We start from the raw sequence: 13,631 nt of genomic DNA, 5'->3' as shown, positions 1-13,631 counted from the left end.
CAGGGGCGAGCCAGTGCGCGGAGACCAGCCCGGCGGTCGCCGAGCCGGCGGGTCGGACGTGCTCCGCGCCTCCAGGCCGGGTCAGCGGCCGTCCACCGGACCCTGCGCAACCCTGCAGCCGGATGCCCCGGCGACCGTGAGAAGATCGCGACATGCCCGAAGCAGCACCCGGACTGCGTGAGCGCAAGCGCCGCGCCACCCGACTCGCGATCCAGCAGGCCGCCCTGCGGATCGCACTCGACTCCGGCTGGTCAGCCGTCACGGTCGACGAGGTCGCCCGCCGTGCCGACGTGTCCCCGCGCACGTTCTTCAACTACTTCCCGAGCAAGGAGCAGGCCCTCCTCGGCGACGACCCGACCCTGCCGACGGGCCCGGCGCTCGACACCTTCCGTGCCGGGGGCCCGACCGGCGAACTGCTCGCCGACCTCGGCACCCTGCTCGTGCACACGACGAGCGAGCTGGTCGAGGAACGCGGACTGCTCGCGGAGCGGCAGCGGGTGCTCCGCGCCGCGCCCGAGTTGTTCACGCGGCGGATGGCGTCGATGAAGGAGTTCCAGGCCGAGATCGAGGAGGCCGTGACGGTCCGGCTCACGGCCACCGAGCCGGACCTCGCGGCCGACCCTGACGCGCTGCGGCGGCGGGCCCGACTCGCCTCGGTGACGGCACTCGCTGCGCTCCGACACGCCTGGTGGGAGTGGTCCGACAGCGCCTCCGAGACGGAGTTGTCCGAGGAGCTGCAGCGATCGTTCGACGAGCTCGGTGCGCTCGTTTCGCGTTCGCTCGTCTGAACCTGTATAGTCATTGCTCGTGCCGCTCCGGGAACGGAGCGTCCGCCGCCTTAGCTCAGTCGGCAGAGCGATTCACTCGTAATGAATAGGTCGTCGGTTCGATTCCGACAGGCGGCTCGACACCGGAACCCCCGGTCGGACATTGTCCGACCGGGGGTTCCGTCGTTCCGGACCGCCCCGTCACGAGCGCGCACCCGTCAGGAGCGCGCCCCCGTCACGAGTGCGGCCCGGGACGACGTCGTCGCCTCAGGGCAGGTAGTACGTCGGGTTGGGGAGCTTGACGCTCCGGTCCGCCGAACCGCCGATCAGGTCGCTGTACTGGTCGCCGAGGTTCGCGACGACGTCGTACCCACCCCCCGGCAGCGGACTCGATGTGCGCCCGGGTCTGCGCCTTGTACTCGATCGTCGTGCACTTCGCGGCGGCGCACGTGACGTAGGACGGCTGCTGCGAGGTGCCGGTCCCGGTCCACTTCGTGTAGTAGGTCCGGTTCCCGCCGGTCGTCGCGGCGAACTGCGGGTAGCCGACCGCGTGCAGGTTCGCGATGGTGGCGTCCTGCTGCGCCTCGTTCCGACCGGTCACGCCGATGACGGTGCAGCCCGCCTGCTGTGCGGCGGCGACCAGCGTTGGCATGCCCGGCGTCGCGGGGAAGCGCTGGTCCCGGACCCATTCGTCCTGCAGGGCCGGGTCGAACACGAAGTGCATGGCGGCGACCTCCATGTCGTAGGTCCAGAGCGTCGTGTCGTCGGCGTCCAGGACGATCGCCGGGTTGCGGTGCTGGCTCCGGGCGACGGCGCACTGTCGGGCGATCGCCGGCGCCTGACGCGCGACGAGCTGCGCGGTCTCCCGGACGTAGGGGGAGTCGGTGCGGTCGGCGAGGCCGGTCCCGGGGTCGCCGTAGTAGGTCGCGATGGTCTTCTTGACCGAGTCGACGTTCGGGATGCCCTCGCCGCCCTGGGTGGCGCCGGAGGAGCCGTCGGCAGCCATCGTGAAGTGCGTCCGCGGGGTGAGGCGCGGTTCGTGGACCCCGGGCAGGTCCGCGGAGGGAAGGGAGTAGGTGGGGTTCGGCAGCTTCAGCGTCCGGTCGGCGTACCCGCCCTGCAGGTCGCTCCACTGGTCGCCGACGTTCAGCGCGATGTCGTAACCGAGGTCCTGCTCGATGTGCTTCCGGGTGAGCGCCTTGTACTCGACGGTCGTGCACTTCGCGGCCGCGCAGGTGATGTACGACGGCTGCTGCGATGCGCCGGTGCCGGTCCACTTCGTGAAGAAGCGGTCCTCGGAGAAGGCGGTGTACCCGACCTTCGCCAGGTTCTGCACGGTCGCGGTCTTCTGGTCGTCGGTGCGGCCGGTCAGCCCGAAGACGGTGAAGCCCAGCGCCTGCGCGCGGTCCACGAAGCCGACCATGGACGGGGTCGCCGGGAACCGCTGGTCCTGCACCCACTCGTCCTGGCGTGCGGGGTCGAAGACGAAGTGCATGTCCGCGACCTCCATGTCGTAGGTCCAGAGCGTCGTGTCGTCGGCGTCGAGGACGATCGCCGGCCGCTGCCCGTGCCGGACCGCCCGGTCGCGGACGCCCTGCAGCTGGCGCGTCTCGCGGTCGACGATCGACCGCATCTCCCGGATGTAGGGGGAGTCGGTGCGGTTCGCGAGGCCGGTGCCCGGGTCGCCGTAGTAGGTCGCGACGGTCTTCTTGACCGAGTCGATGTTCGGGATGCCCTCGCCGCCCTCCATGGCGCCGGAGGAGCCGTCCGCCGCCATGGTGAAGTGCGTCCTCGGCGTGAGTGACGAGTCGGGGCCGTGGGCGGGTGGTGCCCAGCCGTGTGCATCGGCCGGCGCGGCGGTGAGGACGGCGGAGACGACGAGGAGTGCCGCGCTCGTGGCGACGGCGGTGCGGAGGGATCGGCGCATGGAGACCTGGTGACCTTCGGCTCGGAGATGCCCCCGATCGGGGGACAGCAGCACGCTAGCTGTCGGTCAGCCGAGCGGTCCATGTGGGTCCGTACAGGTGGTCGCCGCTCCGTCGAACGGCGGCGCGCTGGTGGACGGGCCGCACGGCGGCCCGCTGGTAGACAGGGCTCATGACGGTTCGCTGGGGAGTCATCGGTACGGGCGGCATCGCCCACTCGTTCGTGGCGGACTGCACCGCCGCCGGCATCGACTTCGTCGCGGTCGGCAGCCGGACCCGCGAGTCCGCCGAGGAGTTCGCCACCGAGCACGGCATCGCCCGCGCGTACGGTTCCTACGCGGAACTCGTCGCCGATCCCGACGTCGACGCGGTGTACGTCGCGACGCCCCACTCCCGGCACGCGGAGGACGCGCTGCTCGCGATCGCCGCGGGCAAGCACGTCCTGGTCGAGAAGGCCTTCACGATCACCGCCGCCGAGGCCCGCCGCGTGGTCGACGCAGCCCGACGCGCCGACGTGGCGGTGTCCGAAGCGATGTGGACCCGGTTCCTGCCGCAGATGCGGATGATCCGTGAACTCGTCGCCGAGGGACGCATCGGCAGGCCGCGCCTGGTCGAGGCCACCCACCACCAGGCCCTGCCGACCGACCCGCACCACCGGCTGAACGACCCGGCGCTCGGCGGCGGCGCGATCCTCGACCTCGGCGTCTACCCGATCTCGTTCGCCGTGGACGTGCTCGGCGTCCCGACCGCGGTCACGGCAGCTGGGACGCTGAGCGACCAGGGCGTCGACACGCAGATGGGTGTGGTGCTCACGCACGACGGCGGCGCGCAGTCGGTGCTCCACTTCGGCCTCGACCTGCGGAGCCCGAACACGGCCTCGGTCATCGGCGAGGACGGTCGCATCGACCTCGACGACACCTGGTACACGCCGACGACCTGGCGGCTCCGCGACCGCGACGGCACCGTGGTCGAGGAGTACGACTCGCGCGAGGAACTCACCGGGTACGCGCACGAGGCCCGTGCGTTCGAGGCGATGGTCACGTCCGGCACCCACGAGGGCGGGGTGATGGACCCCGAGGAGACGGTCGCGATCATGGCGGTGATGGACGAGGCCCGTCGCCAGATCGGCGTCCGCTACGCGGCCGACACGGCGGAGTCGGACACCCCCGCGGCAGACCGACCCCGGCGGCAGACCGACCCAGGCCGCAGACCGACCCCGGCGAGCGGTCACACTGATCGCGGATCCGGCCTGGAGGCTCCTCCCGCGGTTCCGTAGGATCGGTCGCGATGTCCGACCAGCAGCCCTCGTCGAAGTCCGTCCCGACACGCCTCCGCGGTGCGGTCGCCGCCCTGCGCCGCTCGGTCGCACGGCGACCGGTCCCGTGGATCGCCGGCGGCCTCGTCGGTGTGCTCCTGCTCGGTTCCGGCGCCTCGGTCGCGGTCGCCGCGGCGACCATGCCCGACCGCCGGTCCGCAGTGACCCCGTCGTCGGCGTCCACCGCGTCGTCGGGGACGCCGCGAGCCTCCGCGACGCCGAGCGCGACGCCGACCGCCGATGCGCGGGCCGTGCCCGACGCACCCGCGGGGCCGTCGGCCCTGCGCACCTGCACCATCGACGCGGCGGCCTCGGCCGCCGGGCTCGGCTCGTTCGAGGGCTTCGTGATGAACGCCGCGACGGGTGAGACGCTGTTCTCGCGGAACGGGGACACGGCGGCGCAGACCGGCAGTGTGATGAAGACGCTGACGAGCGCCACGGCGCTCGCGGTCCTCGGCGGTGACCACCGCATCCCCACCACGGTGACACGGGAAGGCGACGGCACCATCGCGCTCGTCGGGCACGGTGATGCGACGCTCTCGGCCGGCAACGGCACGGTGTACCCGGGCGCACCGACCCTCGCGCAGCTCGCACAGCAGGTGAAGGCGGCCCTCGGCGACGCCCCGGTGACGACAATCGTCGCGGACGACAGCTACTGGTCCGACGCCGACGCGTGGGACCCGACCTGGCCGGAGAGCGAGCGCACGATCGGGTACCAGCCACGGGTCACCGCGCTCATGGTCGACGGTGACCGGGCGAACCCGGCGGCGGCGACCTCGCCCCGCTCGACCGATCCGGTCGGTCGGGCCGGCGCGGCGTTCCGCACGGCACTCGCGAACGCGGGCGTCGTGGGCGCCGGGAGCGCGCAGGTGGTGGAGCGTGCGACCACGAGCACGGACCAGATCGCCTCGGTCTCCTCGCAGCCGGTGTCCACGCTGATCGGGCAGATGATCCCGAACTCCGACAACACCCTGGCCGAGATGCTCGCCCGTGTCTCGTCGGAGGAGTCCGGCGCGGGCGGGTCGGCGGCGTCGCTGACGGGTGTCTACCAGAAGGCCCTCGCCGGGTACGGCCTCGACCCTGCGGGCATCACGATCAAGGACGGCTCGGGGGAGAGCGCCTCGAACGCCGTGTCGCCGTCGTTCGTCGCCCACCTGATGGTCGCGGTCGCCGCGGGGGAGAAGGGCCTCGGTGTCCTGTCCCAGTCCCTGCCGGTCGCCGGCGTCTCCGGAACCCTGTCCAGCCGGTTCACCGGGGACAACGCGGTCGCCCGTGGCAAGGTGCACGCGAAGACCGGTTGGATCGACAGCGCGAACACGCTCGGCGGGTACATCGACGCGGCGGACGGTACACGACTGACCTTCGCGTTCTACGCGATCGGGTCGTCGCGTGCGGCGGCACTGCCGGCGCTCGACGCCGTGACCGCAGCGACCTACCGGTGCGGCGGGAACCTCACCTCGTCCTGACCGCCTGCGGCCCGCCGTCCCTCACTCCGTGCGGAGCCGCCGGGTGCAGGATGGACCCATGGCCAGGGCACTGCTCGTCGTCGACGTCCAGAACGACTTCACGGAGGGCGGTGCGCTCGGTGTGACGGGGGGCGCGGCCCTCGCCGAGCGGATCAGCGCCTTCACCGGGCGGCACGGGGACGAGTACGACCTGATCGTCGGCTCCCGCGACTGGCACCACGGCGACGACGACAACGGCGGCCACTTCGCCGGACCCGAGGGGCCCGACTTCGTGGACACGTGGCCGGTGCACTGCGTCGGCGGTACCCCGGGCGCGGAGTACCACCCGGACCTCGACACGAGCGTGATCGACGTGCACGTGTTCAAGGGTCGGGGGCGCCCTGACTACTCGGCGTTCCAGGCGAGCACCGACGACGGCACCGCGCTGCCCGACCTGCTCGCGGAGCGCCGGGTGACGACGGTCGACGTCGTCGGGATCGCCACCGACCACTGCGTGCGCGCCACGGCGCTCGACGCACGGGCCGCCGGGTACGACGTCGCCGTGTACGAGGACCTCGTCGCGGGCGTCGACCCGGACCGCAGCGCACGTGCCCTGGACGAGATCAGAGCGGTCGGCGGGCACGTCGACCGCAGCGACATGGACGAGGGGCTCGCGAACCCCGGAGGAGCAGTACTGTGACCACCACCCCCACGACCACCGGCTCGACCACGACCGGCACGTCCTCGACCGGCCCGACCTCGACCGTCGCCGACGAGCACGTCTCCGTCGCCGACGTCCCCACCGGCCTCTTCATCGCCGGTGCCTGGCGTCCCGCGAGCGGCGGTGCGACCTTCCCGGTCCGCGACCCGAGCACCGGCGAGGTCCTCGCCGAGGTCGCCGACGCCACGCCCGAGGACGGCATCGCGGCACTCGACGTCGCCGTGGCCGCGCAGGAGGGCTGGGCGTCGACGGCCCCACGGACCCGCTCGGACATCCTGCGCCGCGCGTTCGACCTGGCGCACGAGCACGAGGACGACCTCGCGGCCCTGATGACGCTCGAGATGGGCAAGCCCCTCGCCGAGTCCCGCGGCGAGGTCGCGTACGGCAGCGAGTTCCTGCGGTGGTTCTCGGAGGAGGCCGTCCGCATCTCCGGCGACTACCGCACCAACCCGGAGGGCACCGGCCGGGGCATCGTGCTCCGCCGCCCCGTCGGTCCGGTCTACGCGATCACGCCGTGGAACTTCCCGCTCGCGATGGCGACCCGCAAGATCGGCCCAGCGCTCGCGGCGGGCTGCACCGTGGTGCTCAAGCCGGCTGACCTGACCCCGCTCACGACGCTCTTCCTGGTCGAGCTGTTCCGCCGCGCCGGGCTGCCGGACGGCGTGCTCAACGTGGTGCCCTCGCGCGACGCGAAGGCGCTCTCCGAGCCGATCATCGCTGACCGCCGACTCCGGAAGCTCACCTTCACGGGGTCGACGCCCGTCGGCTCGGCGCTGCTCAAGCAGGCGGCCGACAACGTCCTCAAGACGAGCATGGAGCTCGGCGGGAACGCACCGCTGCTCGTGTTCGACGACGCCGACCTCGACGAGGCCGTCGCCGCCGCGATGCAGGCCAAGTTCCGCAACGTCGGCGAGGCCTGCACCGCGGCGAACCGCTTCTTCGTGCAGGAGGGCATCGCGGACGACTTCACCGCAGCGCTCAGCGCGAAGGTCGAGGAACTGCGCATCGGCCGCGGCACCGAGGACGGGACGACCATCGGCCCGCTCATCGACGACCGTGCCGTCGACAAGGCCGCCGGGCTCGTCGACGACGCCGTGCAGCGCGGTGCGCGTCTGGTGACGGGTGGGGAGCGGGTCGACCGACCGGGAACCTTCTACGCGCCGACGGTGCTCGACCAGGTCCAGCCGGGGTCGGACATCCTCACCACGGAGATCTTCGGCCCGGTCGTGTCGATCACGCGCTTCACCACCGAGGAGGAGGGCATCCGCCTGGCGAACGACACCGAGTACGGGCTCGTCGCCTACGCCTTCACGACCGACTTCCGCCGGGGCCAGCGGCTCGCCGAGCGCCTGGAGACCGGCATGCTCGGCCTGAACACCGGCGTCGTGTCGAACGCGGCGTTCCCGTTCGGCGGCGTGAAGTCGTCGGGGCTCGGCCGCGAGGGCTCCCACGAGGGCCTCGAGGAGTACCTGGAGTCGGTCTACGTCCTGACCCCGGACCCATTCGCCGCCTGACCCGCGGCCCCTTCCGCCCTCTGCCATGCGCACGACGCATCGTCGGCGGCTCCTCGCAGTGCTCCAGCCCTGCGAGGAGTCGCCGACGATGCGTTCCGCGGTCCGAGCGAGCGAGCCGGGACGGCCGGGCCCGGTTCAGACCAGCAGCTGGTGCTTCGCCAGGTCGCGGTAGAGCGGGGTGGACTGCACGAGCTCGGAGTGCGTCCCCGTGCCGACGACACGGCCGTGCTCGAGCACGACGATGACGTCCGAGTCGACGACGGTCGACAGTCGGTGGGCGATGACGAGCAGGGTCCGGTCGGCCGCGACGGCGTCGATCGCCAGGCGCATCTTCTGCTCGTTCACCCCGTCGAGCGACGAGGTCGACTCGTCGAGCAGCAGGATCGGGGGAGCGGCGAGCAGCGCGCGGGCGATCGCGAGCCGCTGCCGCTCGCCCCCGGAGAGCATGACGCCGTCCTCGCCCACCTGGGCGTCGAGGCCCCGGGGGTCGCGGTGCAGCACGTCGCCCAGGTTGACGGCTTCGAGCACCCGGACGCACTCCGCCTCGGAGGCGTCGGGGGAGCCGAGCAGCAGGTTCGCCCGGATGGTGCCGGCCAGCACGGGGGCGTCCTGCTCGACGTACCCGATCTGCGCGCGGAGCTCGGCACGGTCGAGCCCGCGCACGTCGACGCCGCCGAGTCGGATCACGCCCGACGTCGGGTCGTAGAAGCGCTCGATGAGCGCCAGCGTGGTGGACTTGCCGGCACCGGAGGGGCCGACCAGCGCGACCCGCGAGCCGCGCGGCACCCGGAACGACACGTCGTGCAGCACCACGTCATCGGCCGGAGCCGCGTCGTCGGCGTCCACCGCGCCTCCAGACCGGGCAGGCGGTGCCGACGGATCGGCCGGAGCCGACGCACCTTCCGCACCGTCCGCGCCGGACGCGTCCGCGGCTCGCTCGTACCGGAACGTCACGTGCTCGAACGCGATCGCGTCGTCCGTCTCGGTCGCCGCTGCGACCCGGACGGCGCCGTCGTCCTGGTCCTCGGTCGGCAGGTGCAGGATCTCCTCGATGCGGCCGAGGGCGCCGAGCGCCTGCGCGACGGCGACGGCGGCGCCGAGTGCCTGACCGAGCGGCATGACCATCATGAACAGCAGCAGGATGAAGGTGATGAGCGTGGCGATGGTGATCTGCCCGGCGGCGACCTGCGCCCCGCCGACGCCGAGCACGGCGATGAACGCGACCTGCATGACGATGCTCGCGACGGGGACGACGAACGCCGACATCTTCGCGATGTCGAGGCCGCGGCGGTAGGCCTCGGTGGCGTGGCCGTCGACCTCGGCGACCTCGCGGTCGGTGGCCCCGGCGGCGCGGATCGTCCGCACGGCACCGATGCCTCGCTCGACCGCGGCGGTGAGGTCGCCGACCTTCTCCTGTGCGCGCTTCGACGCGATGCGGATGCGGCGGCTGAGCCCGCCGACGACGACGATCGCGACGAGCACGATGACGACGGTGATGCCGAGCAGCAGCGGGTCGATGACGGCCATGGCGATGATCGCGCCGACGAAGGTGAGCGCGCCGCCGATCGACTCGATCAGTCCCTGGGTGAGCACGGCGCGCAGGAGCGTGGTGTCGCTGCCGACGCGGGACACCAGGTCGCCGGTGCGGCGGGTGTCGAACTCGGAGATCGGCAGGTTGAGGATCCGGGCGATGAGCTTGCGACGGGTGGAGAGCACCACGCCCTCGCCGGCGCGCTGGAGCAGGAAGTGCTGGATGCCGTTCAGCAGTCCGGACACGATGACGAGCGCCACGAGTGCCCACACCAGCAGCGACAGGGTCTGGCCCCGCTGCACCGCGGTGACGACCTGGTTCACGAGCAGCGGCTGCGCGAGCGAGGCGCCGGCTCCGAGGACGCTCAGCACGATGATCACGGCCATCGCGGGCTTGTTCTCGAACAGGTAGGTCAGCAGGCGACCGAAGCTCGCGCGGGGACCCTCGGACGGCTTGCGGCGTGCGGAGAAGAGGCTCATCGTTCCTGGTTCCTGCCGCCCGTGCTGGGTGTGCTGGCGGCCGTCGTCCATCTTCGCACCGTCGCGTGGGAGCGGCGTGCGCGTGGGGCGGGGGCGCGCGTGCGGGGCGGGCGGCGGCTGGCGTGGGCGGCGGCCGTGCGGAGCGGCCCGCGTGCGCCGAGTCCGACATCGCACGTGTCGATCGACGGGTGCGATGTCGGACGATGCGCCTGCAGACGATGTGTGCGCACCGTGCGACACGGCACGCGTCGATCGACGGGTGCAACGTCGCCGACGCGTCGACAGCACGCGCGGCCGCATGAACGACGGACGGGAGGCGCGGTGCCGGTCCGGCACCGCGCCTCCCGTTCCGTGGGGTGGCCGCGTCAGCGCGCGCGGGTCACGCCCGCACGTCCGCCGGCGCCGCGTCGGGCGAGCCGGCCGCATCGGCCTCGTCGAGCCCGGCACCCTTCGTCTCGCGCACGAAGAACAGCGCGACGACGGTCACGACGGCGGCGAGCGTCAGGTAGAGCCCGACCCAGACGATCGTGCCGTCCGGCTGCCACAGCGCCAGGGCGATCGTCGGCGCGAGCGACGCCCCGAGGATCGACGCCACGTTGTACGCGATCGCAGAGCCGGTGTAGCGGACGTTCGTCGGGAAGAGCTCCGGCAGCAGCGCCCCCATCGGGCCGAACGTCAGGCCCATGAGCGACAGCCCCACGATGAGGAAGGTGACGACGGTGATCGGCCCGGTCGACGCCGCGAACCAGAACTGGAAGGTCAGCCCGAACAGGGCGATGCCGATCGTGGTGGGGATGAGCGTGCGACGACGGCCGTACTTGTCCGCCAGCCACCCGGCGACCGGCGTGAAGATGCCGAAGAACACCACGCCGATCATGAGCAACGTGAGGAACTCGCCACGGCTGTAACCGAGTCCGACCTTCGGCACGAGCGGGCCGGCCTCGGCGGCGGTGGTTCCGTAGGACAGCGTGAACGTCGTCATGAAGTAGAAGAGCACGTAGGTGGCGACCATGCCGAAGGTGCCGATGATCAGCGCCTTCCACGAGGTGCGGAACACCCGACCGAGCGGCACCTTGGCGACCGAGCCGGACTCCTGCACGCCGCGGAACACCGTGGACTCGACGAGCTTGAACCGCACGTAGAGCCCGACGATCACGAGCACGGCGGAGAGCAGGAACGGGATGCGCCAGCCCCACGCCTGGAAGTCGGCGTTCGGGGTGCCGTCGGCCCCGGCGGGCATCGCGGCGTTGATCGCGATGAACAGGCCGTTCGCGAGCAGGAAGCCGATCGGGGCGCCGAGCTGCGGCATCGACCCGAACACGCCGCGCTTGCCCTTCGGGGCGTTCTCCGTCGCGAGCAGCGCCGCGCCGGACCACTCGCCGCCGAGGCCGACGCCCTGGGCGAACCGCATCACGGCGAGCAGGACCGGCGCCCAGATGCCGATCGACGCGAACGTCGGCAGGCAGCCGATCAGGAAGGTCGCCGTCCCCATCACGAGCAGCGAGGCGACGAGGGTGGCTTTGCGACCGACGCGGTCACCGAAGTGACCGAAGACGATCGATCCGACCGGACGGGCGAAGAACGCGAGAGCGAACGTGACGAAGGACGACAGCTGCGAGGCGGTCGGGTCCTCGTTCGGGAAGAACAGCGTGGGGAAGACGAGGACGGCAGCGGTCGCGTAGACGTAGAAGTCGTAGAACTCGATCGAGGTGCCGACGAGGCTGGCGATGATCACGCGGGAGCGCGGGTTGCCGGTGGACTTCGTGTCGGTCGTGGCGGCGGGTGCCGGGGCGGCGGTCATGTACGGGGACTCCGAGGGGAGCGTTCACGGGGAACGCGGCGGTGTGCCGAAGCTGCGGACACCGATCGGTCGCGCTTGGTGGCGCGGGCTCGGACCGGGTGCGTTCGGTGGGTGGTGGACCGCTCGTGACGGAACCCTCACCTTACGACAACCGTCGCCCAGCTGGAAATCGGCCGGGAGGCCCGTGGCCGCGTCCGCGCGCCGCGGAGCGTTCGTCGGCTGGTCGCCGCCGTCAGTCGGCTGGTCGCCGCCGGCCGCCGGCCGCTGGTCGCCGCCGGCCGCTGGTCGCCGCCGCCCGCTGGTCGCCGCCGGCCGCTGGTCGCCGCCGTCAGCTGGCGGCGCCGGCCTCGAGGTGCGCGGGCAGCTGGTGCCCCATGCGGTCGCGCTTGGTGTCGAGGTAGCCGGCGTTCTGCGCGACGACCCCGACCACGAGCGGCACGAGCGACGACACCGTGATGCCGTGCTCCTCGAGCTGCCGACGCTTCTCGGGGTTGTTCGACAGCAGGCGCACGCGGGAGATGCCGAGGTCGGCGAGGATCCCCGCCGCCCCGCCGTACTCGCGCGAGTCCGCCGGCAGCCCGAGCGCCAGGTTGGCGTCGAGCGTGTCGAGCCCGTCCTCCTGCAGGCGGTAGGCCTTGAGCTTGTTGATCAGCCCGATGCCACGGCCCTCCTGCCCGCGCAGGTAGACGACGACCCCGCCCTCGGCGGCGATGGTGTCGAGCGCGGCGTCGAGCTGCGGCCCGCACTCGCACTTGAGCGAACCGAACGCCTCGCCGGTCAGGCACTCGGAGTGCACCCGCACCAGGGCGTCGTCGCCGGGCGCCGAGCCGTCGGGCAGCGTGGCGATGATCGCGACGTGCTCGGCGCTCGTGACCAGGTCGCGGTAGGCGCGCATCTCGAAGGTGCCGTGGGTGGTCGGGACGGTGGTCGCGACCTCGAACTGCACCGGGCTGCCCGGGGTGGGGGAGGTGAGTGCGTCGGTCATGGGGTGCTCCGGTCGTTCTGTGCCTGGTCGGCGGTGCCTGCTGCGGTCACGGTCGGCGTGGTCGCGGTCGTCGTCGCCGCGTCGTCGGGACGGACGCTGCCGGTCCGGACGCGATGGGGTCGAGCGCGGACCAGCAGGTCGGGGCCGAGGGTGGTGGTCGATGTGATGTCCAACTGTCGGCGGTCGCCGATGCTTCCCACGCCGACGTCGCCGATCGCGGTGCGCGGGCCGCCGAGCAGCACGGGCGCGAGGTACACGAGCACCTCGTCGACGAGGCCGGCGGCGACGAGCGCCGAGGCGACGGTGGGGCCGCCCTCGACGAGGACGGAGTGCACGCCGTGGTCGCGCAGGGTGTGCAGCGAGGCGGCGAGGTCGTGTCCCGGCAGGGTCAGCAGCCCGCGCGGGTGTCGTCGGACCGCGGCGTCGTCCGGGACGGGACGGTCACCGACGACGACGGGGAGCGGTTGGTCGGCGAGCAGTTCACCGGCGTCGCCTCGCGCGGTCAGGCTCGGGTCGTCGGCGAGCACCGTCCCGGTGCCGACCAGGATCGCGTCGTGGGCGGCTCGCTGCTCGTGCACGTGCTGGCGGGCTGCGGCGCCGGTGATCCACTTGCTCGTCCCGTCGGCCGCGGCTGCGCGCCCGTCGAGGCTGGAGGCCCACTTCACGGTCACCCACGGGCGGCCTGCGCGGACGGACAGGAGCCAGCGCTCGAGGAACGCCTCGGCCTCGTCGGCGAGGACACCGCTGACGACGTCGACACCGGCTGCGCGGAGGCGCTCCCCTCCGCCGCTCGCCTGCTCACCCGGGTCGTCGATCGCGTACACGACCCGGCCGACACCGGCCTCGATCAGCGCGAGCGCGCAGGGCCCGGTGCGACCGACGTGGTTGCACGGCTCGAGCGTCACGACGGCGGTGGCGCCCCGCAGCTGTTCCACGGGGACCTTCGCCATCGCGTCGACCTCGGCGTGCGGGGTGCCGGCACCCTTGTGCCAGCCCTCGGCGAGGACGTCACCGGCGGGGGAGAGCAGCACCGCGCCGACGCGGGCGTGGTCGCCGACGGCCGGCCCGAGCGCCGCGAGCTCGAGGGCGCGGCGCATGGCCCGGAGCTCCTCCGGGCGGGCGTGCTGGTCGGGTGTGGTGGTCACGCT

At 72.5% G+C, this 13,631-nt stretch carries 9 protein-coding genes, 1 tRNA gene and 2 pseudogenes; 6 read left to right on the top strand and 6 right to left on the bottom strand.

Annotation, left to right across the window (positions count from 1 at the left end):
- Positions 1-152 precede the first annotated feature (152 nt).
- Both LCG91_RS10665 and LCG91_RS10660 read left to right on the top strand, forming a co-directional pair.
- Positions 153-788 carry a TetR/AcrR family transcriptional regulator gene (locus LCG91_RS10665; protein WP_058729896.1) on the top strand — a complete coding sequence of 212 codons (636 nt, stop codon included), beginning with the start codon at positions 153-155 and terminating at the stop codon, positions 786-788.
- A 44-nt stretch (positions 789-832) separates the two neighbouring features.
- Positions 833-905 (top strand) — tRNA-Thr (locus LCG91_RS10660).
- 129 nt (positions 906-1,034) lie between these two features.
- Here the strand turns inward: LCG91_RS10660 and LCG91_RS16525 are convergent.
- Both LCG91_RS16525 and LCG91_RS16520 read right to left on the bottom strand, forming a co-directional pair.
- A complete protein-coding gene (locus LCG91_RS16525; protein ID WP_411955840.1) occupies positions 1,035-1,094 on the bottom strand; it encodes a hypothetical protein in 60 nt (19 codons plus the stop codon).
- A 265-nt stretch (positions 1,095-1,359) separates the two neighbouring features.
- A pseudogene (locus LCG91_RS16520) lies at positions 1,360-2,400 on the bottom strand (HAD family acid phosphatase); the annotation flags it as partial.
- Between the two features lie 464 nt (positions 2,401-2,864).
- Between LCG91_RS16520 and LCG91_RS10650 the strand changes: the two are divergent.
- The 4 genes from LCG91_RS10650 (at position 2,865) to LCG91_RS10635 (ending at position 7,687) form a co-directional block, all read left to right on the top strand.
- Complete coding sequence (locus LCG91_RS10650; RefSeq protein WP_224441358.1) at positions 2,865-3,968, top strand: Gfo/Idh/MocA family protein; 1,104 nt, start codon at positions 2,865-2,867, stop codon at positions 3,966-3,968.
- An 11-nt stretch (positions 3,969-3,979) separates the two neighbouring features.
- Positions 3,980-5,473 (top strand): D-alanyl-D-alanine carboxypeptidase/D-alanyl-D-alanine-endopeptidase, encoded by a 1,494-nt coding sequence (dacB, locus tag LCG91_RS10645; protein WP_058729898.1) that lies wholly within the window; start codon positions 3,980-3,982, stop codon positions 5,471-5,473.
- 58 nt (positions 5,474-5,531) lie between these two features.
- Positions 5,532-6,152 carry an isochorismatase family protein gene (locus LCG91_RS10640; RefSeq protein ID WP_224441357.1) on the top strand — a complete coding sequence of 207 codons (621 nt, stop codon included), beginning with the start codon at positions 5,532-5,534 and terminating at the stop codon, positions 6,150-6,152.
- A 113-nt stretch (positions 6,153-6,265) separates the two neighbouring features.
- Entirely contained in the window at positions 6,266-7,687 is a 1,422-nt protein-coding gene (locus LCG91_RS10635; protein WP_224443131.1) for an NAD-dependent succinate-semialdehyde dehydrogenase, read from the top strand.
- A gap of 135 nt (positions 7,688-7,822) precedes the next feature.
- Here LCG91_RS10635 and LCG91_RS10630 read toward each other — a convergent pair whose 3' ends face one another.
- The 4 genes and pseudogenes from LCG91_RS10630 to ribD form a co-directional block, all read right to left on the bottom strand.
- Complete coding sequence (locus LCG91_RS10630; protein WP_224441356.1) at positions 7,823-9,697, bottom strand: ABC transporter ATP-binding protein; 1,875 nt, start codon at positions 9,695-9,697, stop codon at positions 7,823-7,825.
- Between the two features lie 379 nt (positions 9,698-10,076).
- A complete protein-coding gene (locus tag LCG91_RS10625; RefSeq protein WP_058749723.1) occupies positions 10,077-11,498 on the bottom strand; it encodes an MFS transporter in 1,422 nt (473 codons plus the stop codon).
- A 328-nt stretch (positions 11,499-11,826) separates the two neighbouring features.
- Positions 11,827-12,450, bottom strand: a pseudogene (gene ribA, locus LCG91_RS10620) (GTP cyclohydrolase II); the annotation flags it as partial.
- A gap of 29 nt (positions 12,451-12,479) precedes the next feature.
- Entirely contained in the window at positions 12,480-13,580 is a 1,101-nt protein-coding gene (gene ribD, locus LCG91_RS10615) for a bifunctional diaminohydroxyphosphoribosylaminopyrimidine deaminase/5-amino-6-(5-phosphoribosylamino)uracil reductase RibD (RefSeq protein ID WP_058749728.1), read from the bottom strand.
- Positions 13,581-13,631 lie beyond the last annotated feature (51 nt).

Source organism: Curtobacterium sp. TXMA1 (assembly GCF_020162095.1).
Classification (GTDB): domain Bacteria; phylum Actinomycetota; class Actinomycetes; order Actinomycetales; family Microbacteriaceae; genus Curtobacterium.
This window is presented reverse-complemented; position numbering and strand designations above follow the sequence as displayed.

Bases quoted from the DNA above. Each gene is read 5' to 3' on its own strand.
- LCG91_RS10625 (WP_058749723.1), bottom strand. From the start codon at position 11,498: ATGACCGCCGCCCCGGCACCCGCCGCCACGACCGACACGAAGTCCACC.
- LCG91_RS10640 (WP_224441357.1), top strand. From the start codon at position 5,532: ATGGCCAGGGCACTGCTCGTCGTCGACGTCCAGAACGACTTCACGGAG.
- dacB (WP_058729898.1), top strand. From the start codon at position 3,980: ATGTCCGACCAGCAGCCCTCGTCGAAGTCCGTCCCGACACGCCTCCGC.
- LCG91_RS10630 (WP_224441356.1), bottom strand. From the start codon at position 9,697: ATGAGCCTCTTCTCCGCACGCCGCAAGCCGTCCGAGGGTCCCCGCGCG.
- ribD (WP_058749728.1), bottom strand. From the start codon at position 13,580: ATGCGCCGCGCCCTCGAGCTCGCGGCGCTCGGGCCGGCCGTCGGCGAC.
- LCG91_RS10650 (WP_224441358.1), top strand. From the start codon at position 2,865: ATGACGGTTCGCTGGGGAGTCATCGGTACGGGCGGCATCGCCCACTCG.
- LCG91_RS10665 (WP_058729896.1), top strand. From the start codon at position 153: ATGCCCGAAGCAGCACCCGGACTGCGTGAGCGCAAGCGCCGCGCCACC.